The 19,648-nt window shown below is 66.0% G+C and carries 18 protein-coding genes and 1 pseudogene; 14 read left to right on the top strand and 5 right to left on the bottom strand.

What is annotated here, in order from left to right:
* Nucleotides 1–10: 10 nt before the first annotated feature.
* Nucleotides 11–1,231: a molybdopterin molybdotransferase MoeA gene (locus ACCQ01_RS10650; RefSeq protein ID WP_228432950.1), complete on the top strand. Its 1,221-nt coding sequence runs from the start codon at nucleotides 11–13 to the stop codon at nucleotides 1,229–1,231.
* A 10-nt stretch (nucleotides 1,232–1,241) separates the two neighbouring features.
* Here the strand turns inward: ACCQ01_RS10650 and moeB are convergent, their stop codons facing one another.
* Complete coding sequence (moeB, locus tag ACCQ01_RS10655; RefSeq protein ID WP_228432951.1) at nucleotides 1,242–2,405, bottom strand: molybdopterin-synthase adenylyltransferase MoeB; 1,164 nt, start codon at nucleotides 2,403–2,405, stop codon at nucleotides 1,242–1,244.
* Nucleotides 2,406–2,632: 227 nt separating this feature from the next.
* Between moeB and ACCQ01_RS10660 the strand changes: the two genes are divergently transcribed.
* Both ACCQ01_RS10660 and ACCQ01_RS10665 read left to right on the top strand, forming a co-directional pair.
* Nucleotides 2,633–5,308, top strand: coding sequence for a TonB-dependent receptor (locus tag ACCQ01_RS10660; RefSeq protein WP_228432952.1), 2,676 nt, complete (start codon nucleotides 2,633–2,635; stop codon nucleotides 5,306–5,308).
* A gap of 80 nt (nucleotides 5,309–5,388) precedes the next feature.
* Nucleotides 5,389–5,604: a hypothetical protein gene (locus tag ACCQ01_RS10665; protein WP_076036925.1), complete on the top strand. Its 216-nt coding sequence runs from the start codon at nucleotides 5,389–5,391 to the stop codon at nucleotides 5,602–5,604.
* A gap of 137 nt (nucleotides 5,605–5,741) precedes the next feature.
* Here ACCQ01_RS10665 and ACCQ01_RS10670 read toward each other — a convergent pair whose 3' ends face one another.
* A complete protein-coding gene (locus ACCQ01_RS10670) occupies nucleotides 5,742–6,620 on the bottom strand; it encodes an SDR family oxidoreductase (RefSeq protein WP_228432953.1) in 879 nt (292 codons plus the stop codon).
* Nucleotides 6,621–6,830: 210 nt separating this feature from the next.
* Between ACCQ01_RS10670 and ACCQ01_RS10675 the strand changes: the two genes are divergently transcribed.
* The 4 genes from ACCQ01_RS10675 to ACCQ01_RS10690 all read left to right on the top strand — a co-directional run bounded on the left by ACCQ01_RS10675 (nucleotide 6,831) and on the right by ACCQ01_RS10690 (nucleotide 10,595).
* The gene (locus tag ACCQ01_RS10675) at nucleotides 6,831–8,189 is read left to right on the top strand and encodes a cytochrome P450 (protein WP_228432954.1); all 1,359 of its coding nucleotides are present in this window, start codon (nucleotides 6,831–6,833) and stop codon (nucleotides 8,187–8,189) included.
* Nucleotides 8,190–8,301: 112 nt separating this feature from the next.
* A complete protein-coding gene (locus ACCQ01_RS10680) occupies nucleotides 8,302–8,880 on the top strand; it encodes a DUF4142 domain-containing protein (RefSeq protein ID WP_228432955.1) in 579 nt (192 codons plus the stop codon).
* Between the two features lie 3 nt (nucleotides 8,881–8,883).
* Complete coding sequence (locus ACCQ01_RS10685; protein WP_228432956.1) at nucleotides 8,884–9,429, top strand: hypothetical protein; 546 nt, start codon at nucleotides 8,884–8,886, stop codon at nucleotides 9,427–9,429.
* Nucleotides 9,426–10,595 carry a zinc-dependent alcohol dehydrogenase gene (locus tag ACCQ01_RS10690; RefSeq protein WP_012438383.1) on the top strand — a complete coding sequence of 390 codons (1,170 nt, stop codon included), beginning with the start codon at nucleotides 9,426–9,428 and terminating at the stop codon, nucleotides 10,593–10,595. Before ACCQ01_RS10685 ends, ACCQ01_RS10690 begins: the two co-directional genes overlap by 4 nt.
* A gap of 60 nt (nucleotides 10,596–10,655) precedes the next feature.
* Here ACCQ01_RS10690 and ACCQ01_RS10695 read toward each other — a convergent pair.
* Nucleotides 10,656–11,427 (bottom strand): annotated as a pseudogene (locus ACCQ01_RS10695) (OBAP family protein).
* A 143-nt stretch (nucleotides 11,428–11,570) separates the two neighbouring features.
* Here ACCQ01_RS10695 and xth point away from each other — a divergent pair.
* The gene (xth, locus tag ACCQ01_RS10700) at nucleotides 11,571–12,641 is read left to right on the top strand and encodes an exodeoxyribonuclease III (protein ID WP_228432957.1); all 1,071 of its coding nucleotides are present in this window, start codon (nucleotides 11,571–11,573) and stop codon (nucleotides 12,639–12,641) included.
* Here the strand turns inward: xth and ACCQ01_RS10705 are convergent.
* Nucleotides 12,638–12,913 carry a hypothetical protein gene (locus ACCQ01_RS10705; RefSeq protein ID WP_228432958.1) on the bottom strand — a complete coding sequence of 92 codons (276 nt, stop codon included), beginning with the start codon at nucleotides 12,911–12,913 and terminating at the stop codon, nucleotides 12,638–12,640. The genes xth and ACCQ01_RS10705 overlap by 4 nt on opposite strands.
* 172 nt (nucleotides 12,914–13,085) lie before the next feature.
* Between ACCQ01_RS10705 and ACCQ01_RS10710 the strand changes: the two genes are divergently transcribed.
* Genes ACCQ01_RS10710 through ACCQ01_RS10720 form a run of 3 tightly spaced genes read left to right on the top strand, consistent with a single transcriptional unit; the run spans nucleotide 13,086 to nucleotide 15,307 of the window.
* Nucleotides 13,086–14,336, top strand: a complete 1,251-nt coding sequence (locus ACCQ01_RS10710) for a molybdopterin molybdotransferase MoeA (RefSeq protein WP_228432959.1) — start codon at nucleotides 13,086–13,088, stop codon at nucleotides 14,334–14,336.
* A gap of 46 nt (nucleotides 14,337–14,382) precedes the next feature.
* Entirely contained in the window at nucleotides 14,383–14,961 is a 579-nt protein-coding gene (locus tag ACCQ01_RS10715; RefSeq protein WP_114998506.1) for a molybdenum cofactor guanylyltransferase, read from the top strand.
* Nucleotides 14,945–15,307: a hypothetical protein gene (locus tag ACCQ01_RS10720; protein ID WP_011269778.1), complete on the top strand. Its 363-nt coding sequence runs from the start codon at nucleotides 14,945–14,947 to the stop codon at nucleotides 15,305–15,307. The genes ACCQ01_RS10715 and ACCQ01_RS10720 overlap by 17 nt, the downstream gene beginning before the upstream one ends.
* Nucleotides 15,308–15,331: 24 nt before the next feature.
* Here the strand turns inward: ACCQ01_RS10720 and ACCQ01_RS10725 are convergent, their stop codons facing one another.
* Nucleotides 15,332–16,330, bottom strand: coding sequence for an NAD(P)-dependent oxidoreductase (locus ACCQ01_RS10725; protein ID WP_228432960.1), 999 nt, complete (start codon nucleotides 16,328–16,330; stop codon nucleotides 15,332–15,334).
* An 84-nt stretch (nucleotides 16,331–16,414) separates the two neighbouring features.
* Between ACCQ01_RS10725 and ACCQ01_RS10730 the strand changes: the two genes are divergently transcribed.
* The 3 genes from ACCQ01_RS10730 (at nucleotide 16,415) to ACCQ01_RS10740 (ending at nucleotide 19,604) form a co-directional block, all read left to right on the top strand.
* Nucleotides 16,415–16,987 (top strand): ANTAR domain-containing response regulator, encoded by a 573-nt coding sequence (locus ACCQ01_RS10730; protein WP_011037167.1) that lies wholly within the window; start codon nucleotides 16,415–16,417, stop codon nucleotides 16,985–16,987.
* Nucleotides 16,988–16,991: 4 nt separating this feature from the next.
* Nucleotides 16,992–18,062 (top strand): CmpA/NrtA family ABC transporter substrate-binding protein, encoded by a 1,071-nt coding sequence (locus tag ACCQ01_RS10735; protein WP_228432961.1) that lies wholly within the window; start codon nucleotides 16,992–16,994, stop codon nucleotides 18,060–18,062.
* Nucleotides 18,063–18,434: 372 nt separating this feature from the next.
* Nucleotides 18,435–19,604 (top strand): nitrate/nitrite transporter, encoded by a 1,170-nt coding sequence (locus ACCQ01_RS10740; RefSeq protein ID WP_172666357.1) that lies wholly within the window; start codon nucleotides 18,435–18,437, stop codon nucleotides 19,602–19,604.
* Nucleotides 19,605–19,648 lie beyond the last annotated feature (44 nt).

Here is a 19,648-nt window from a genome sequence, read left to right on the forward strand (position 1 = left end):
CCTGCGCGCCATGACCGACTATCCCTCCCGCATTCCTTACGCACGGGCACTGGAGATTCTCCGCGCCGTTGCGGCGAACAGCCGCCTGCCCGACGAGAACATCGCCACCTCGCGTGCCGACGGCAGGATCTCCGCCGCCGACCTGATCGCGCCGCTATCGCTGCCGCCGTTCGCCAATAGCTCAATGGACGGCTTTGCCGTGCGCCACGCCGATACGCTGGGCGAGGACGTGCGCCTGCAGCTGGTGGGCGAGCAGTTTGCCGGCGACTCCTGGAGCGGCACGCTGACTGCCGGGCAATGCCTGCGCATCACCACCGGCGCGCCGTTGCCGGCCGGTGCCGACACTGTGGTGCCGAAGGAAGACGCCGACGAGCAGGCCGGGCTGGTGCACCTGCGCACGCGCCCGACACTGGGGGCGGCGGTGCGCCTGGCGGGCAGCGACGTGCGCGCGGGCGATCTGGTGATCCAGCCCGGCCAGGTCCTCACCCCGGCGCGGATTGGCCTTGCCGCCGCGCTGGGCGTGTCGCGGCTTGCGGTGGCGCCGCGCCCAACCATTGCGGTGCTGGCGACCGGCGATGAGCTGGTGGAGCCGGGCATGCCGCTGGGGCCAGGGCAGATCTACAACAGCAACCGCGACATGTTGATGGCGCAGCTGCGGGCACTGGGCTATGCGCCGACCGCCTGGCCAACCTTGCCGGACGATCCGCAGCGCATCCGCACCATGCTGGAAGATGCGGCGGCGGCCTTCGATGTGGTGATCACCTGTGGCGGCGTGTCGGCTGGCGAAAAGGACTATCTGCCTCGCCTGATCCAGGAATTGGGGCAGATCCATTTCTGGCGCGTGCGTATGCGCCCGGGGATGCCGGCGGTGCTGGGGCAGATCGGCCGCTGCCTGGTGTTGGGCCTGCCGGGCAATCCGGTGTCGGTGCTGGCGACGTTGATCGCCTACGGCGTGCCGCTGCTGGATGCCCTGCAGAGCCGCAGCGAGCCGCGGCCGGTGTGGCATGCGGCCTTGTCGGCGCCCTGGGACAAGCGCCACGAACGCCTGGAATTTCTGCGCGGCCGGCTGGACTGTGGTTCCGATGGCCGCCTGGTCGCGACGCCCCACCGTGGCGATGCTTCGCATCTGCTGCGCGGCGCGGCCGACAGCAACGTATTGATCGTGCTGCCGGAACCGGCGCGTCACTACGAAGCGGGCGAGGTGGTGCGGGTGATTCCTTACGCGTTGTAGCCGCCGTGCGTCAGGCCGGCGTGCCGCAGAAGGTGGCGTAGTCGGCATAGCCAGGAAATGCCGTGCCTGGTGCGCACACCGGGCACTGCGGGTCGGGCGGCAGGCGGATCTCGCGAAAGCGCATGGCCAAAGCGTCGAAGCTGAGCAGGCGCCCGGCCAGGCTGTCGCCTAGCCCGAGCAAGAGCTTGATCGCCTCGGTCGCCTGCAACAGGCCGATCACGCCGGGCAGCACACCGAGCACACCGGCCTCGGCGCAACTGGGTGCGAACTCCGGCGGCGGCGGTTCGGGAAACAGGCAGCGGTAGCACGGCAGCTGCCCGCGGTGGCGTCCGGCATCGAACACGCTCAACTGCCCTTCGAACTGTTGCACCGCGCCGTACACCAGCGGCTTGCCGAGCTTCACGCAGGCATCGTTGAGCAGATAGCGCGCCGCGAAATTGTCGGCGCCATCCACCACCACATCGGCGTCCTGCAGCAGGGCCTCGACGTTGCTGGCGGTCACGCGCGTCTGGATGGCGTCGACCTGCACCCGTGGATTCAACGCGGCAATGCGTTGCGCAGCCGACACCACCTTGGCCACGCCGACGCTGTCTTCGGTATGCAGGATCTGGCGCTGCAGATTGCTGCGATCCACCACATCGTCATCGGCGATGCGCAGGTGCCCGACGCCGGCGGCGGCAAGATAAAACGCGACCGGCGAACCGAGCCCACCGGCACCGATCAGCAGAACACGCGCGCGCGCCAGGCGCTGCTGCCCGTCGATGCCCACCTGCGGCAGGCGCAGATGCCGTGAGTAGCGTTCCAGGAAATCCGTTTCGTCTGAAGGCAGCGTCGGCCGTACCAGCGGCAGCCCGTCGCGCGACCAGGCAGTGGTGCCGCCGAGGACCGACAGCGCGTGCGGATAGCCTTGCTCGCGCAGTTGCGCGGCGGTCTGTGCGGAGCGTTTGCCGCTCTGGCAGATCAGCAGGATGTCGCGATCGCGGTCGGGCAGATGCTGCGCCGGTGCCTGCTCCAGATCGGCCTGTGCGATCGCAAGCGCGCCTTCGGCCTGGCCGTTGACGCGTTCGTGCGGCTGGCGGATATCGATCAGCAAGGCGCCGTGCAAGGCGCGGGCACGGGCTTGGGCAGGAGAGAGGTCGTGGCTCATGCGGCCATTGTCGCGCAAAGCCTCCATCCGATGACGCACCTGTGTGTTGCAGCATGCGAGTGGCCGGCATGAAGAGCGCGTGCGGATCACGCTGGATGGGCATGTGCCGATCACATGGCTTAGGCCGGTACGTGGCTGTAATCCAGCGCTTACCGGTGTGGCGCCAGTTGCGCGCTCGCGCCTGGTTCGTCCGCCCATCGCCGAACGCAAAAGGTGCAGTGCGCCATACCTGCAGCCGGCTTCAGGAGAATGTCATGACCCCACTTTTTTGCGTATCGCCTGCGCATTGCAGACGCGCAATACGCCACCCGTTGGCCTTGTCGATCGCGCTGCTGCTCAGCGCAGGCGTGCACGCACAGGAGGCCGCACCGGACGGCACTGCCGCTGCGCAGCCAGCCAACGCGCAGCCAACCTCCACGCTGGATGCGGTGCAGGTGCGCGGCGTGCGCAGCAGCGTGGAAAGCGCCATTTCCACCAAGCAGGCACACAAGGAGATCAGCGATTCGATCGTGGCCGAGGACATCGGCAAATTGCCCGACAACAGTGTTGCGGCGGCTCTGCAGCGGGTGACCGGTGTGCAGGTGGCGCGTGCCGGCGGCGAAGTGGGCCAGGTGCTGGTGCGGGGCCTGCCGAACGTCATCACCACGCTGGACGGGCGCAATGTCTTCACCACGGTGGGGCGCGACATGGAGTTGGCGGATGTGCCGGCGGAGTTGTTGCGCAGCGTGGATGTGTACAAGACCACCGGTGCGCAATTCCAGGAAGGTGGCATCGCCGGCGTGGTGGATGTGCATCTGCGGCGGCCGTTCGATTTCGACGACGACAGCACGATTGCCGGCAGCGTCAGCGCATTGCGCGGCGACCAGGCGGAAAAGACCGAGCCCAATGGCAGCTTCACCATGAGCCAGCGCTGGGAAACCGGGGTGGGGCGCATGGGCGTGATGGGCAGTGTGGCCTACCAGCGTCGCCCGTATCAGGAGTCCAACACGCTCTACGGCACTTATGACCTCAAGCCGAATCCGCTGGATCCAGCGCAGCAGCTCTACGTGCCGTACAGCGCCGGCGGGTTGATGGCGCGTGGCGACCGCAAGCGCAAGTCGGCCAATCTCTCGTTTCAGTGGGCGCCGAGCGACAACAGCGAAATCTACATCGACACCTTGTACATCGGTTACGACAACCGGCCACAGGTGAATTACTGGCTGCCATTCCCGGGGCTGGCGAACGCGGAAAATACCGAATCGGTGAGCGTGCACCCCGGCAGCAACGTGCTCGATGGCCTGGTGGCGCGCGATCTGCAGACGCTGTCCAGCACGCAGGCGCACAAGAACGCGTCGGACACCTACCAGGCTGCGCTGGGTGGGCGCTGGAGCGGCGAGCGCGTGAAGCTCAGCACCGAGCTGGCGTACACCTATAGCGATGCGAAGAATCGTGCATTCACGCTGGACATGGACACGCGTGCGCCGCTGCTGCACATGCGATCAGGCGGTGGCGCGACCGATACCTGGATCACCCAACGCGAGGGCAGCCCGTATGACATCACTGCGCCAGGCAACTGGGTCTTGCGCCAGTACTACGACAGCTGGAACCGGCAGCGCGGCGAAGAATGGGCCTGGCGCGGCGATGCCACCTTCGACCTGGATGCCGGTCCGCTGACCTCGCTGGAGGTGGGCGCGCGTGCTAGCCGGCGCACCGCGACCAATCATTCCGGCGACACCGGTGCGCGCGACAACATCACCGGCGCGCCGATCTTGCTGAGCGACGTGCCCGGGCTGGCATCGGTGACGCCAGGCAACATGCTCGACGGCGCGCGCGCGTTCACCAGCGACCGCTGGGCCTCCGCCAACCAGGACGTGCTGCTGCAGCAAAGCGCACGCCTGCGGACGCTGATGGGGCAATCCCCGGAGGCGCCGCTGGAAAATCCGGCGTTGTTCTTTGATGACCGCGAAGATAACTACGCGGTGTATGCGCAGCTCAACTATGGTTTCTCGCTCGGGCCGGTGCCGGTGGATGGGCGGATCGGTGCCCGCGCGACGCGGCTGGATTCCAGCCTGGAGGGCAGCCAGTCACTGGACGGTGTGCTGAGCCCGGTGAGCATCGATCGCCGCATCGACAAGGTGTTGCCCAACTACAGCGCCAACTTCACCTTGCACGAGAACCTGATCCTGCGCCTGGCCGGCAGCACCACCATTACGCGGCCGGAGTTTGCCGATCTGAACCCGCAGCTGGCGTTGTATCAGTCGACCGAATCGCTGCCCGCGCGCGGCAATGGCGGCAACCCGCAGCTGCGCCCGGTGGAGTCGCGCAATGCCGACCTGTCGCTGGAGTGGTACTTCCGCCCGGGATCGCTGCTGTCGCTCGCCGGCTTCCATCGGGACATTGACGGCTATATCCAGAACTACGCCGCCGATGAGGTGATCGACGGCATCACCTATTCGATCAGCCGCCCGCGTAACACCGGGCAGGGCAGTTTGAAGGGCGTGGAGGTGGGCTATACGCAGTTCTATGACTTCTTGCCGGGCTGGTTGTCGGGCTTCGGAACCCAGCTCAACTACACCTATATTTCGGCCGAAGCCGACTCGCCCGAGGGCATCAGCCAGCCGCTGACCAATGTCTCCAAGAACGCCTACAACGCGATCTTGATGTACGAATATGCGCGCTTCTCCGCGCGCGTGGCCTACAACTGGCGTGGCGATTATGCGGTGAGCTTCAACAGTTCCGGTGACCAACCCGAGCAGATCAACCAGGGGCGCGAAAAGTGGCTGGATGTAGCGTTCAACTACGAGCTCAGCGAGCGCCTGACGGTGTTCGCCGAGGCGACCAACCTGCTGGGTACCACCACCGACAATCACTTTGGCCAACGTGGTGCGTTTCCGCGCGAAGTCGCATCGCCCGAGCGCACGTATTCGCTAGGCCTGCGCTTCCGCCTGTGACGCGCGCTCGACCGCGTGGCCGGTACGTTGGCGCCAAGCTCACCCGCTGCTGGGTAGCGTGGACGCGTAAAGGAGACCCCATGACCCCTGATATCGACGCACAACTGAAAACACTGGCCGACGAACTCCCCGAGCTGCGGCGGCAGCACCCCGATGACTTCTGGGATGTGTTCCATGCACGCGCAGAGGCCATTACCGCTGCGGTGCAGAGCAAAGAGGACGCTGCGCAGGTGACCAAGCGCATCGACGACATGCTTGCGGCCAACCAACTTGGGCCGGCGGATCCTGGTGCTTAGCACCGATGGTGTAACGCGCATTTTTTGCGCAGATGAGTAATGGATACAGATCGCCGCTGGTGCGGCGATCTGTATTTGCAGCGAGAGATGTGGCAGAAGTCGGTCAAGCGACGGTGCTCGCATGACCGGCGACAGGCTTATTCGCCGTGGATACGTCCACTTTCGCCTGCGCGGTACAACGTGCCTGCAGGATCGACGGCAGCGCGATCCTGTTGCTGGGTCTTGGCCCTCATGGCGGAGAGTGCGTCCGCCACGCGCGGCATCAGCCGGGTCACAGCGATGTTTGCATTGGCCATCGCGCCCACCTTGACGTCGCGGCCGCCGTGTTCGGCCGCATGCAGGATGGCGTTGGCAACGCGCATCGGTTCGATCAGCGGCGGCGGCAATTGCGGTTCTGCTTGCATGTAGTTGCGCGCATGCTGCGGATAAGGCGTGTCCACCGCGGTGGGTTGAATCAGCACCACCGACACCGGCTGTTTGGCCAGGCCTTCGATCTCGATGCGCAGGCTGTCGGTGAAGCCTTTTACCGCATGCTTGGATGCCGAATACATGCCTTGCCAGGGGACCACGGCCTCCGAGGCTTCGCTGCCGATGTTGATCAATGCGCCGCCGCTTGTTGCCAGGTGCGGGAGCGCGATGCGCGACCCATAGACCACGCCCCAGAAATTGATATCGAACATGCGCCGGCTGTCGTCATCGTCTACGTCCTGTAACAGGCCGAAGATCGCCACGCCGGCATTGTTGACCCAGGTGTCGATGCGGCCGAAGCGCGCGATTGCCGTGTCTGCGGCGTGTTGCAGCTGCGCCGGTTCGGTGACGTCGGCGACCACGGCGATGGCCTGGTGTCCCTGCGTGGTGAGCAGGTCGGCCACTTCCTGCAGCACACCAGCACTGCGCGCAACCAGGACGACACTGGCGCCTGCTTCGGCGGCGGTCAGCGCGGTACACAGGCCGATGCCGCTGGAGGCACCGGTGATGACAATGACCTGCTGGTCGAGAGGGCGATGCTTGGCCATGGCGTAGCTCCGTGGAAAGTTCTAGACGCTAGGCACGCGTTGCTCACTAACCGGTGAAGCCAGTCTCGAGCATCTTCACGTGCGTGCCGCGAAAGCGGCAGGTGTGAAGTCTGCGCATGCGCCGGGGGCGCATGTGGAGTGCGATTCACGTGTTGCTGCGTGCACCGAGCTCAGCGTGCCAGGCATCACCGCAACAAGAGCAGACAGGCAATGACGATGCACTCGTCGACCACCGACCATGTTGGGCACGCAGCGCAGCGTCTACGCGATGACGTTGCAGACGCGACAGCGGAGACCGAAGGGCGGATTGCACAGGCACCGCAGCGCGATGTGCTCCCGGCCTTGCTGCGAGACGGCTATGCCTTTGTGTCCAGACACTGCGAGGCGCTGGGCAGCGATGCGTTTCAGGCACGTCTGGCGCTGCAACAGGTGGTGTTCGCGCGCGGGCCGGATGCACTCGCCACCTTCTATCACCCGGGCCGCTTCACCCGCGTTGGCGCGATGCCGCCGACCACGCTGCGCTTGTTGCAGGGACGCGGCAGCGTGCAGCAGCTCGATGGCGATGCGCACCTACAGCGCAAGCGCCTGTTCCTGTCGGTGCTGACACCTGGCGAAACCTCGCGGCTGGTGGCGTGCTTCGAGGAGGAGTGGAGCCGGCAGGCAGACACCTGGGCGCGTAGCGCACACATCATCTTGCAGCAGGAAGCCGAACACGTGCTCTGCCGCGCCGCGTGCCGATGGGCGGGGATGCCTCTGCGCGCGCAACAGAGCAGGCCACTTGCACGGGACCTGGCTGCGATGATCGATGGCGCGGGGGCGTTCGGGCCGCGTTGGGTGCGCGGATGGCGTGGCCGTCGCCGCGTGGAGCGTTGGGTGGCGCGTGCGGTTCGCAATGTGCGGCGTGCCGGGACAGCGCCCGAGGCCAGCATCGCAGCCACAGTCGCCTGGCATCGCGATGCGGACGGCGTGCTGTTGAGCGTGCCCACTGCGGTAACCGAACTGATCAACCTGTTGCGCCCGATCGTGGCCATGGCGCGCTGGATCAGCTTCTGCGCGCTCGCCCTGCATGAGCATCCGCCGCTGCGCTCGCGCCTGCGCGCCGGTGAGCCAGGTCTGTTGCAGAACACTGTGCAGGAAGTGCGCCGCTTCTATCCTTTTTTCCCGCTGATTGGCGGGCGGGTGCGCATGCCGTTCGTCTGGCGAGACCGGCATTTCAAGCAGGGCGACTGGATGATGGTGGATCTGTATGGCACCAATCATCATCCTGCGGTCTGGCGCGATCCCGAGCGCTTCGATCCCTCGCGCTTCGAGCAGTGGACAGGCAGCCGCTACGACTTCGTGGCGCAGGGCGGCGGCAGTGTCGAACGCGACCATCGCTGCCCCGGGGAAAATCCGAGCATCGCACTGCTGATGTCTGCGCTCAGCCTGCTTGCATCCAGCGATTACACGTTACCGCCGCAGGATCTGCGCTACCCATTGAATCGTTTTCCAACGCTGCCGCGCAGCGGCGTGGTGCTACGCGATTTCATTCCGCCGGTGTCGGTAGGCGGCGTTGTCCAGAGTGCGTGAGGGGGTGTTGCGCCGCAACAGCCTTTCTTCGCCATGTCTCGACATGCGCTCGACGAGCGAGTCACGCCGCGCGGGCCAGCATCCTTGCACCACATCCCTTTGGAGAACTGCCATGAAAACTGTATCCCCACTCCTGGTCGGCCTGGCATTGTCGCTTGGACTTGCGATGAGCGCGCAGGCGCAAACCGCAACCCAGCCCGGCAGTAACACGGCACCTAAAAGCGCAGCCAGCGCCGCGCCCAGCGAAGACGAGCAGGAAGCACTAGGGATGCTCAGCGCGATCAATACCAGTGAGATCAACGCGGCCAACCTTGCGCTGCAGAAGCAGGCCACCGGCGGGGTGCGTGATTACGCCGCGCGCATGATCAAGGAGCACACCGAGAACAACCAGAAGATCGCCAAGTGGTCGCCGGATACCTCCGCGATGAGTGCCAAGCTGCAGATGACCAAGGGCAAGGCGGAGCTGAGCAAACTGCAAAAGCTCGAGGGCGACCAATTCCAGGCCGCCTACATCAAGGCGATGGTCAAGGACCACACCGACGCACTGGAAGCACTGGATAAGAAACTGATCCCGGCAGCGCAAAACCCGCAGGTGGCCGAGCACCTGAAGACCACGCGTCATCACGTGGCCGACCATCTCGCCGCCGCCAAGGCCCTGCAGACCACCACCAAGAATGCCGGGGTGCAGTAAGCCATGAGCCTGACCCCGACCAACCCGGTGGCCGCCGATGCGCAGGGCACACACATCGTGCGGAGCATGACCATCCGCGCTGAGTCGCATCAGATCCTGGATGCGTGGTGCGATGCCACGGTGCAGCAGCGCTTGCTCGAGGGTGCCGCCGTGTTGGTCGGTGGGGACGGCCACGCGTCCGAATGGGAATTACGCGCGCCGCTGCAGCAACAGTTGCGCGTGCAGCTGCGCCGCGCCGAGGCGCGGTTGGGGGAATCGGTGCGCTACATCGCCGAGGGCGAGCATGGCCTACAAGTCGACGTCCTGCTGCAGGTGCGGCCCGCACGTGGGCGTGATGCCAGCGAGGTCACCGCCACGCTGCATTACGCGGTGGAGGGCGTGATCGCGCAGCTGTTTACCAAGCTGGTGAACCCAGCGCCCTACGTGCTGCTGGGCAAGACATTGCGGCGGCTGCGCGCATGGCTGGAAGCCGGGGAGATTCCGACCCTGGCGCACACGCCCGCGGCACGTGGCGACAAACATTCCCAGGCAACAGGAGAACAGGTGTGAGAGCACTGTGCTGGAACGGCGTCAACGACCTGCGTGTGGAAACGGTGCCCGACCCGGTGCTGGTCAATCCACGCGATGTCATCCTGAAAGTGGGCTTGAGCACTACCTGCGGTTCGGATCTGCATTTCATCGACGGCTATCTGCCCACCATGCGCGAGGGCGATGTCATCGGCCATGAGTTCATGGGCACGGTGGTGGAAGTGGGGCCGGCAGTGAAGAACGTGCGGGTGGGGCAACGCGTGGTAGTGCCCTCGTTTATTTCGTGCGGCGGCTGCTGGCATTGCGAGCGCAAGGAATATTCCCTGTGCGACAACACCAACCCGCACTGGGAAATGCAGGAGCCGCTGCTGGGTCACCCCACCGCCGGTATTTACGGCTATACGCACGCCTTCGGCGGCTACGCCGGTTCGCATGCCACCTATATCCGGGTGCCGCATGCCGACGTTGGTTGCTTCGAAGTGCCGGACGAGGTGTCCGATGAGGACGCCTTATTCCTGTCCGATGCCGGGCCCACCGGCTTCATGGGTGCAGACTTCTGCAACATCCAGCCGGGCGATACGGTGGCGGTGTGGGGCTGTGGCGGCGTCGGCCTGATGGCGCAGCAGAGTGCACGCATTCTCGGCGCAGAGCGGGTGATTGCGATCGATCGGCTGCCCGAGCGCCTGGCCATGGCGCGCGATGTGCTAGGTGTGGAGGTCATCGACTATTCGGCTGTCGACAGCGTGGTGGATGTGCTGCGCGAAATGACCGGCGGGCGCGGGCCAGACGCCTGCATCGATGCAGTGGGCATGGAGGCGCATGGCACCGGCATGGGGCATGCCTATGACCGCGTGAAGCAGGCGCTGCATCTGCATACCGACCGCGGCCAGGCGTTGCGCGAGGCGATCCTGGCCTGCCGCAAGGGCGGCATCCTGTCCGTGCTTGGCGTGTATGGGCTGATGGATAAATTCCCGCTCGGCGCGGTCATGAACAAGGGGCTGACCGTGCGCACCGCACAACAGCATGGGCAGTTGTATGTGCCCAGATTGCTCGACCTGGCCCGCGCAGGCCGGCTCAAATCGAGCTTCCTGATGACCCACAAGATGCCGCTGGAAGAGGCCGCACGCGGCTATGAGATGTTCAAGCACAAGCACGAAGGCTGCGTGCGCGCGGCGTTTGTTCCGTAAGTTGGTCAGTGATTGATGGCACTCCGTTGCCCCGCTGCAGATGCAGCGGGGCACTCGTGTTTACTGCGCAGTTGCCTCGGCATCCACCACGCCCGGGATCGGCGTCGCTTCCGGGAAGTGGCGGTGCAAGGCGTCCACGCCGTGCTGCGGTTTCGCCAGCTCGGTAAGGTCCCTGCGATCGGCGCGGCGCTCGGCCGTGGAAATGGTCGCCGCCTTGTCGCGTTCCTCGATCAACGGCTGCTGGATCTCGCCATCGCGACTGAACGACCACGCCAGCATCGGCTCGCCCAGCGGCAGCGTGTCGCCCGGTGCGGTGCCCTTGCGCGAATGCCAGGTGTGCCAGGTCTTGCCGTAGCTGTTCATCTTGCTGCGCATCAGTTCCTTTTCGGCAACCAGCGGCAGATTGGGTGCAGAGAGCTGGCCGGACAGGATCTCGCCATTGTGCGGATGCCAGAACGCGCGTTCCTGCGCGGGCAGTTGCGCAAACAGGCTTTCGGAGATGATGTACTCGATGCCGGTGAGATTGGCCTCGGCCGTATTGCCATCGTAGAGCGCACACTGCGCCAGATCCTGGTTGACCTGGTGGCAGTAGTGATGCGCTTCCATCTGTTGCTCCGGCGCATCCTTCATTGGATGAAAGCCAACCAGGTAGATATCGAGTTTTGCCCACCGGTTCATTGGATTGCAGCACCTTGGCGCCGGCTTCGAGGACATTGGTCTTGGTGGTTTCTTCCGCGCCCGGCGGTGTGACCGGCGGTGGAATGCGCGAGCACGCGGCGCAAAACGCCAGCGGCAGCAACAAGAGGGACGGTCGCATGCGGTCTCCTTCGATACAGGGGTTGCCAAGGCTAAGGATGCGAGGGGTTCGCTGCGCGTGAGTGCGCACCGATGCACACGCGCAGCTTCACCTCGCTTGAGCATCGGGTTAATGCGTTAGACGCGATGCTCTTGATCCACGCCAGCGGCCGCTCGCCCATGCCCACCACTCAACGTACGATTGCGACCTACAACGTCAATGGCATCGCCAGCCGCCTGCCGCACCTGCTGCAATGGCTGCAACGCGAGCAGCCGGATATCGTGGGGCTGCAGGAATTGAAATCCACGCAGGAGGCATTTCCGGAGCAGGCGATCCGCGATGCGGGCTACGGGGTGATCTGGCAGGGCCAGCGGTCGTGGAACGGCGTGGCACTGCTGGCGCGCGGCGCCGAGCCGGTAGAGATCCGGCGCGGCCTGCCGTGGGGTCCGGCGGACACGCAGAGCCGTTATCTGGAGGCCGCCATCCACGGGGTGATCGTGGGTTGCCTGTATCTACCGAATGGCAACCCGCAACCCGGGCCGAAGTTCGACTACAAATTGAAGTGGTTCCAGCGCCTACTTCGGCATGCGGCCACGCTGGTGGCGCTGCCACATCCGGTTGCGTTGATCGGCGACTTCAATGTGGTGCCCACCGATGCGCACATCTATGACCCCAAGGGCTGGCGCAAGGACGCATTGCTGCAGCCGGAGAGCCGCGCCGCGTACGCGCAGTTGCTGGCGCAGGGCTGGACCGACAGCCTGCAGGCCATCCACGGCGATGCACCGGTCTACACGTTCTGGGATTACTTTCGTCAGCACTTCGCGCGTGACCGCGGGCTGCGCATCGATCATCTCTTGCTCAATCGCACGTTGGCGGCGGGGCTACGCGATGCCGGGGTCGACAAGTGGGTGCGTGCGCTGGAGAAGGCCAGCGATCATGCGCCGACCTGGATCACCGTGGATGTGCCAGATACCGATGCAGTGCCAGCAGCTGCGGCCGGGCCTGCACGCAAGCGCAGCAAAGTGAAGGAGGCTGCGGCAAATGCGGGCGAGAAGAAGCCGTCTGCGACGAAGAAGGCAGTAAAGAACGCAGCCAAGACCACTGCGGTCACCAAAACAGCGGCAAGGAAGTCTGCCACCAAGAAACCAGTAGCCAAAAAGGCATCGGCAAACACCGCGTCAGCCGCACCTACAGGCAGGAAGGCAACACCCACGACGACGCGCAAGGCCAGCAAAAGCACCACGTCTTAAGCGCGATCACCCAGCCGCTTCAACTTGATCCGCTGCAACATATAGCCGGTGATGCCGGTCGCCAGAATCAATGCATTGCTCACGATAAACACCGCATTGCCAACCAGCGCGCTGTAGAGAATAAACAGCAGCGAGGCGGTGATCTGCCCGATGAAGAGCCAGCGCGATACGCCCTGGATCTGGTCCGACCGCCATTGTTTGTAGATCTGGCGGATGAGGGTGGCAATGAGGACAGCGCTGGCGAGCCAGCCGACGAGATCGACAAATTGCATGCGAGAAGCGAGTGAGGGGACGCGGCAACTGTGCCGGCGCGGATGTGGGCGGGGCGTTCGAGCAGGGTCAAGCACACATGGCATTGCGCGGCCCCCCATGGCCACGCGGTACCCGGCATGCGAGCGGCCGGGTATCCTAGCCAGGTCATCCATCGATCGGCCCTTCCTGCTCATGATCAGCTACGCCGAGGCCCTTGCGATTGTGCAGCAGCAGGTGGCACCGCTTGCGGGCGAATGGGTGAGCAGTACAGACGCCGAAGGCCGCATCCTGGCGCAGCACGTGTCGAGCCCGGATGCGTTGCCGCCATTCGACAACAGCGCGATGGACGGCGTGGCGCTGGCCACTGCCGGCAAGGGTGCGCGCGCCGGCAGCGACTATGTGATTGCCGGGACAGTCGCTGCCGGTGAAGTGTCTGCGACCGCTGACGGTGCTGCGTGGGAAATCATGACCGGCGCCGCGTTGCCGGCGGGCGCCGATGCCGTGGTGCCGATCGAGCAACTCGAGATCCTGGCACAACATGCCGATCGCCCCAGCCTGATCCGCCTGCGTGCCGACGTGCGTGCGGGGCAGCACATCCGGCGCCGTGGCGAGGACGTGGCGGTCCACGACCGCGTGATCGAAGCCGGCACGCTGTTGCGTGGCGCGCATGCGATGGTGCTGGCCGCGCTGGGCTGCGCGCGCGTGCCAGTGATGCGCCAGCCGCGCGTGGCGCTGATCGCCACCGGACGCGAGCTGGTGACCAACCCGGAGCAGCCCTTGTTGCCCGGGCAGATTCGCGATGGCACCAGCCACTATCTGCTCAGCCAGTTGCGTGCGGCCGGTGCGCGGGTGGTGTGGCAGGCCCAGGTGGGCGACGACGCGGTGGCCTTCGATGCGGCGCTGGCACAGGCGCGCCAGGCGGGCGCGGATGTGATCCTGAGCACCGGCGCGGTGTCGCGTGGGCGCTACGACTTTGTTCCCGATGCGCTAGCCCGGCACAACGCACAACGTCTGTTCCACAAGGTCGCGGTGCGGCCGGGCAAGCCGGTGCTGCTGGCACGCCTGCCGGATGGCGTGCTGTATGTGGGCCTGCCCGGTAACCCAATGGCGAGCGCGGCAGGACTACGCTTTTTTGTCGAGCCCGCATTGCGAGGCTTGCTTGGCATGCCGCACGAACACGGCCTGCCAGTTGCCTTGCACGCACCGCTGCCGGCGCGGCCGGTATGGCGCCAGCATCTGCGTGCGCAGCTGACTTGCTCGACCGCGGGCGTGCTCAGCGTGCACGTGTTGCCGCAGCAGGAATCCTTTCGCGTGGCGCCGTTGCTGCAGGCCAATGTCTGGGCAGTGGTGGAGCCGCAGCCGGACGGTGCTGCACCCAGCACGGTGGCGCAGGTGTACGGCCTGGGCCATCTGCAACCGGCTGCGCCGGTATTGGTGCCATGAAGGTCTTTGAGCAATCTGCGCAATGGCCTGCAACAGGCACGCCTGCATGACAACGACACCCGCAGTCATCGCATGGACCGGTGTGGTGCTGGCGGGCGGGCGTTCCTCGCGCATGGGCCAGGACAAGGCGCTGTTGCCGTGGCATGGCCGCCCCTTGCTTGCGCAGATGCAGGCGTTGCTGCTGCAAGCCGGCGCGCAGCAGGTGCTGGTCAGCGGCAACTACCCGCAGTTTGCCGGCATTGCCGATGCCCGGGCCGACCTCGGGCCGCTGGGCGGCCTGGCCAGCGTGATCGACCGCGTTGCCGATGGCACCACCTTGCTGGTGGTGCCGGTCGACATGCCGTTGCTGTCTAGTGCACTGCTGGCACGCCTGTTGGCACCGCCGGATGCACGCTGCGCCACCTTCGAAGACGAGATGCTGCCGATGCGCGTGCAGGTGGACGCACAGCTCCGCGCTGTCCTGGCGCAGTTGCTGGAGGCGCCGGCAGCGTCACGTTCGCTGCGCGCCCTGCAGCAATCACTGCAGTGCCATCGCGTGGCCGTCACCGCCACAGAACGTGCCGCGTTCGTCAATTGCAATACGCCCGCGCAGTGGACTCAGCTCATCCATGAAAATCCAGATTGAAGGTCAGCACCTGCGGTTCCGTATCGACGAGGCCGAACTGGCCGCGTTGCTGGATGGGCGCAGCATCGACAACCTGAGCCGGCTGCCAAGCGGGCAGGGCGCGCGATTGGTGCGCCATAGCGTCAGCCTCACCGGCGGGCACGCCAGCTGCAATTGCGCCACCGACCACTGGCAGCTGTCGCTCCCGCGCGATGCGCTGGAAGAGCATGCGCGGCGCTTGCCCAGCCGCGATGGGCTGACCTTCACCTTCGATGCGGGCGCCGGGCATGCCGAACACATGACCTTGCAGGTGACCTTCGATGTGGACGTGCGCGACAGTGCGCGCAAGCGCTTGCCCAAGAGCTGACGCGGTAACACCGCTGCCGCGCAGTCAGTCTCCGCTTGGCGGCTCCGCAGCCACGCCCGGCACCTGATCGCAGGCCAGCCCCTGCACCTGCAGCGCCGCGGCGATGCGCTGCGCCTGCGCCGCCTCGAAGCCCGCACCGCCGCGCAGCGCAACTACATGCAGGCCTTCGCCAGCCAGCTGGAGCAACAGGGCTTGCTGCTCGGCTACGTCGGCTGGCAATACGCGGCGTGATGCATCGCGCCGTGCCAGTTCCACCACCGCCTCCGGTACCTCGTGCGCCACCAGCAATACATCGGCCAGGTTCATCGCGCGAAGCGCCTTGAGCGTGAGCAGGCCGGGATCGCCCGGGCCGGTGCCGACCAATTGCACGCTGCCACGTGCAGGAACCGCGTCGGCATCCTCCAGCGCCTGGCGAAAGGCCGCATCGGCGGCGGCGGTGTCGCCGCCTTGCAGGAGCAGTGGCACCGGCCCATCGATCACGCGATCGAACCAGCGGCGGCGGCGATTCATGTCCGGGAATTGGCTGCGAATGCGCTCGCGGTAGTGCGCGAACAGGCCGGCAAAAGTGCCCACGGAGGCATCGAGCTCACGTTCCAGCCGCTCACGCAGCCGTCGTGCCAGCATCGGTGCGGCGCCTGCGGAGGAGATCGCAATCACCAACGGGTCGCGGTCGACGATGGCGGGCACTTGATACGTGGACAGCTCCGCATCGTCGACCACGTTGACCAGCCGCTGGCGCGCACCGGCGGCGGCGGCCACTTGCTGGTTCAACGCAGTGTCGTCGGTGGCGGCCACCACCAGCCACACGTCATCGATCCACGCCGCATCGAAGCTGCCGCGCAGCTGTTCAAAACGCCCGGCCTGCATCAACACCTCCAGTTCCGGCGACAGCGCGTGCGCGTACAGCCGGATATGGGCGCCGGCCTTGAGCAGGGCCAGCACCTTGCGGGTGGCGACCTCGCCACCGCCGATCACCAGCACTGCGCGTGCCTGCAGGTTTGCGAACAACGGGAACAACGGCATCAGGCTGGCTCCGGGAAAAGATGGCTCGCACCGGCAGCATGTTGCATGGCACCATCAGGCCACGTCCACGCCTCGCCGCCGCCAATGCGTGTTTTGCTGGTCAACGATACCGAAAAGCCCATTGGCGAACTGCGCCAGGCCTTGTCGCGCGCCGGGTATACGGTGCTCGACGATGTGGCATCGGTCAGCGCCTTGCTGCACGCGGTGCAGAGCCAGCAGCCGGATGTGGTGGTGATCGATGTGGATTCGCCCTCGCGCGACACGCTGGAACAGTTGTCGATGCTGCATGCGCATGCACCGCGGCCGGTGGTGATGTTTTCTGGCGATGGTGACGATGCCTTGATCCATGCCGCCGTCGGCGCGGGTGTTACCGCGTACGTGGTGGATGGGCTGGCGCCGGCGCGGCTGGCGCCGATCGTGCAGGTGGCGCTGGCCCGGTTCGCGCACGAAAACAGCATGCGCAAACGTCTGGACGAAGTGCAGCAAGCCTTGCAGGACCGCAAGCAGATCGACCGCGCCAAGGGCTTGCTGATGGAAAAACGCGGACTGAGCGAAGCCGATGCGTACGCCGCGCTGCGCCAGCAGGCGATGAAGCAGGGCGTCAAGCTGGCGGAGGTGGCGCGCCGCATCGTCGCCATGGCCGATCTGTTGGGATGACTACATGAGCCAAGCCGAACTTCCCGTGCTGCGTGTGGCCTATATGCCGCTGATCGACTGCGCGCCGCTGGTGGCGGCCAGCCGGCTGGGGTTGGACCACGCGTACGGCCTGCAGCTGCAGTTGCAGCGGCAGGCCTCGTGGGCCGGCGTGCGCGACCGCCTGCTGGCCGGCGAAGTGGACGCTGCCCACACGCTGGCCAGCCTGGTGTATGCAATCGACCTGGGCGTTGGTGGGCCGCAATGCCCGATGGCACTGTTGATGACGCTCAACCACAACGGCCAGGCGATCACCCTGGCCCCGGCGCTGGCACAGGCCGTGGCGGCGGGGCAACCGTTGCCGCAGGTGTTGGCTGAAGTGGGCCGCCGGGTGGTGTTCGCGCAGACCTTTCCCACCGGCACGCACGCGTTGTGGCTGTACTACTGGTTGGCTGCCTGCGGTGTGGACCCGATGCGCGATGTGGATGTAGTGAGCATCCCGCCACCGCAGATGCCCGAGGCGCTGGCCAGCGGGTTGGTGGACGGATACTGCTCCGGCGAGCCGTGGGCCGCCGTGGCCGAAGCGCAGGGCAGCGGGCAGCGGGTGATCCGCAGCGGCGAGCTCTGGCCCGAGCATCCAGAAAAAGTGCTGGCGTGCCGCCGCGAGTTCGCCGCGCTGCAGCCGGAACTGAGCGAACGCCTGACCGCCTGCATGCTGGAAGCGTGCCGCTGGCTGGATGCCGCGCCCGCCAATCGTGCGCAGTGCGCACAGTGGCTGGCCGCCCCTGACTACATCGGCGTGCCGGCCGCACATCTGGCCGCATGCCTGGATGCCGACGCGGCCACGGTGTCGGTGGACCCCAGTGCGCTGGCCTTCCATCGCGGTGGCGCGGTGAACATGCCGTGGCTGTCGGATGGCGAGTGGTTCCTGGAGCAATTCCGGCGTTGGGGCTGGCACACGCTGCAAGCGGCCGACCTCGCGCGCCTGCACGACATCCATCGCCTGGACAACTACCGCCGCGCTGCACAGCGTGCCGGCGTCACCGCGCCCGACGCGGACAGGCGCATCAACCGCCTGTTCGATACGCCGGCCGCCTGAGCGCGCAGCGGGACCGCGACGCACACAGTTGGTGCATCGCCGCACGAAAGCCGGGCATTGGCTCCGCTGTGGCTCGTGGTCGCGCTGGCATGGCCGTACTGCGTGGCCGCTGAAATACCTACTTTTCAAGTACTTGCACGCGGTGATCGCGAAGTGAAAAAGTTGGCACGTTGATTGCGTAGCACCACGTGTGGGTGCAACGGCGCACTCGCCACAACACGAACACGATGCAGCGGGTCAACGGCGATCCGCGCGCATCCAGGACAACGGCGTCCTTCCGGTTTACCGGAGGGGCGCCGTTTTTTTTTGGCCATCGCATTCGGAGATGCCTCTATGCAGCGTTCGTTCTGGCGATCTGGGCACACGCCCACCTTGTTCGCGTCCTTCCTGTATTTCGACCTGAGTTTCATGGTGTGGTACCTGCTCGGTCCGCTGCAGGTGCCGATCGCGCAGGCGCTGGGATTGGACACGCAACAGCGCGCCTTGATGGTGGCGGTGCCCATCCTGTGCGGCGCGGTGTTGCGCCTGGTGTTGGGCATGCTGGCCGACCGTATCGGCGCCAAGCGCGCTGGCGTGGTGGCGCAGTTGGCGGTGATCGCCTCGTTGTTTGGTGCCTGGCAACTCGGCGTGCACAGCATGGGCCAGGTGCTGCTGCTGGGCGTGCTGCTCGGCATTGCCGGCGCCTCGTTTGCTGTGGCGCTGCCGCTGGCATCGCGCTGGTACCCGCCGGAACACCAGGGCACCGCGATGGGCATTGCCGGCGCCGGCAACTCCGGCACGGTGCTGGCGGCCTTGTTCGCACCGATGCTGGCGTTGGCATTCGGCTACCAGAACGTGTTCGGGCTGGCGTGCATTCCGCTGGTGCTGACGCTGCTCGTGTTTGTGTTGATTGCCCGCGAAGCGCCCACACCGGTTGCGCGCAAGCGCTGGGCCGACTACGGCCGCGTGCTGGTTGGCAATCGCGACGCATGGCGCTTCATGTTCTTTTATTCGGTGACCTTTGGCGGCTTCTCCGGATTTGCCAGCGCGTTGCCGGGTTACTTCCACGACCAGTTCGGTTTCGATGCGCGCACCGCGGGCTGGGCCACGGCCGCCTGCGTGCTGGCCGGCTCGGTGATGCGTCCGCTCGGCGGTGTCATCGCCGACCGCGTTGGCGGCACGCGCGCCTTGCTGGCGGTGTATCTGCTGGTCGCCACGTTAGTGGGCATTGCCGGTTTTGGCGCAGGTGGCGCCACGATCACCTTGGGGCTGTTCGTGCTGACGCTGCTGTGCCTGGGGGCCGGCAATGGCGCGGTGTTCCAGCTGGTGCCGCAGCGCTTCGGCCAGGACATCGGGGTGATGACCGGCCTGATCGGCATGGCCGGCGGCATCGGCGGTTTTGCATTGGCCGCGGGGCTGGGCGTGCTCAAGCAGCACACCGGCAGCTATGCCATCGGCATGTGGTTGTTCGCAGCGTTCGCCCTGGGTGGCTGGGCGCTGCTGGCCGGCGTCAAGACCCAATGGCGCAGTGAATGGTCCACCGCCGGCGCGGCGCGCGTCTGACATGTCGACAGGAATCCAGGCAATGAAGCAACCCAGACTCGTCG

The organism is Xanthomonas sp. NCPPB 4037 (assembly GCF_041475695.2).
Classification (GTDB): domain Bacteria; phylum Pseudomonadota; class Gammaproteobacteria; order Xanthomonadales; family Xanthomonadaceae; genus Xanthomonas; species Xanthomonas campestris.

Excerpts from the sequence above, each read along its gene's own strand:
- ACCQ01_RS10650 (WP_228432950.1), top strand. The coding sequence starts at position 11 with ATGACCGACTATCCCTCCCGCATTCCTTACGCACGGGCACTGGAGATT.
- moeB (WP_228432951.1), bottom strand. The coding sequence starts at position 2,405 with ATGGAGGCTTTGCGCGACAATGGCCGCATGAGCCACGACCTCTCTCCT.
- ACCQ01_RS10660 (WP_228432952.1), top strand. The coding sequence starts at position 2,633 with ATGACCCCACTTTTTTGCGTATCGCCTGCGCATTGCAGACGCGCAATA.
- ACCQ01_RS10665 (WP_076036925.1), top strand. The coding sequence starts at position 5,389 with ATGACCCCTGATATCGACGCACAACTGAAAACACTGGCCGACGAACTC.
- ACCQ01_RS10670 (WP_228432953.1), bottom strand. The coding sequence starts at position 6,620 with ATGGCCAAGCATCGCCCTCTCGACCAGCAGGTCATTGTCATCACCGGT.
- ACCQ01_RS10675 (WP_228432954.1), top strand. The coding sequence starts at position 6,831 with ATGACGATGCACTCGTCGACCACCGACCATGTTGGGCACGCAGCGCAG.
- ACCQ01_RS10680 (WP_228432955.1), top strand. The coding sequence starts at position 8,302 with ATGAAAACTGTATCCCCACTCCTGGTCGGCCTGGCATTGTCGCTTGGA.
- ACCQ01_RS10685 (WP_228432956.1), top strand. The coding sequence starts at position 8,884 with ATGAGCCTGACCCCGACCAACCCGGTGGCCGCCGATGCGCAGGGCACA.
- xth (WP_228432957.1), top strand. The coding sequence starts at position 11,571 with ATGCCCACCACTCAACGTACGATTGCGACCTACAACGTCAATGGCATC.
- ACCQ01_RS10705 (WP_228432958.1), bottom strand. The coding sequence starts at position 12,913 with ATGCAATTTGTCGATCTCGTCGGCTGGCTCGCCAGCGCTGTCCTCATT.
- ACCQ01_RS10710 (WP_228432959.1), top strand. The coding sequence starts at position 13,086 with ATGATCAGCTACGCCGAGGCCCTTGCGATTGTGCAGCAGCAGGTGGCA.
- ACCQ01_RS10715 (WP_114998506.1), top strand. The coding sequence starts at position 14,383 with ATGACAACGACACCCGCAGTCATCGCATGGACCGGTGTGGTGCTGGCG.
- ACCQ01_RS10720 (WP_011269778.1), top strand. The coding sequence starts at position 14,945 with ATGAAAATCCAGATTGAAGGTCAGCACCTGCGGTTCCGTATCGACGAG.
- ACCQ01_RS10725 (WP_228432960.1), bottom strand. The coding sequence starts at position 16,330 with ATGCCGTTGTTCCCGTTGTTCGCAAACCTGCAGGCACGCGCAGTGCTG.
- ACCQ01_RS10730 (WP_011037167.1), top strand. The coding sequence starts at position 16,415 with ATGCGTGTTTTGCTGGTCAACGATACCGAAAAGCCCATTGGCGAACTG.
- ACCQ01_RS10735 (WP_228432961.1), top strand. The coding sequence starts at position 16,992 with ATGAGCCAAGCCGAACTTCCCGTGCTGCGTGTGGCCTATATGCCGCTG.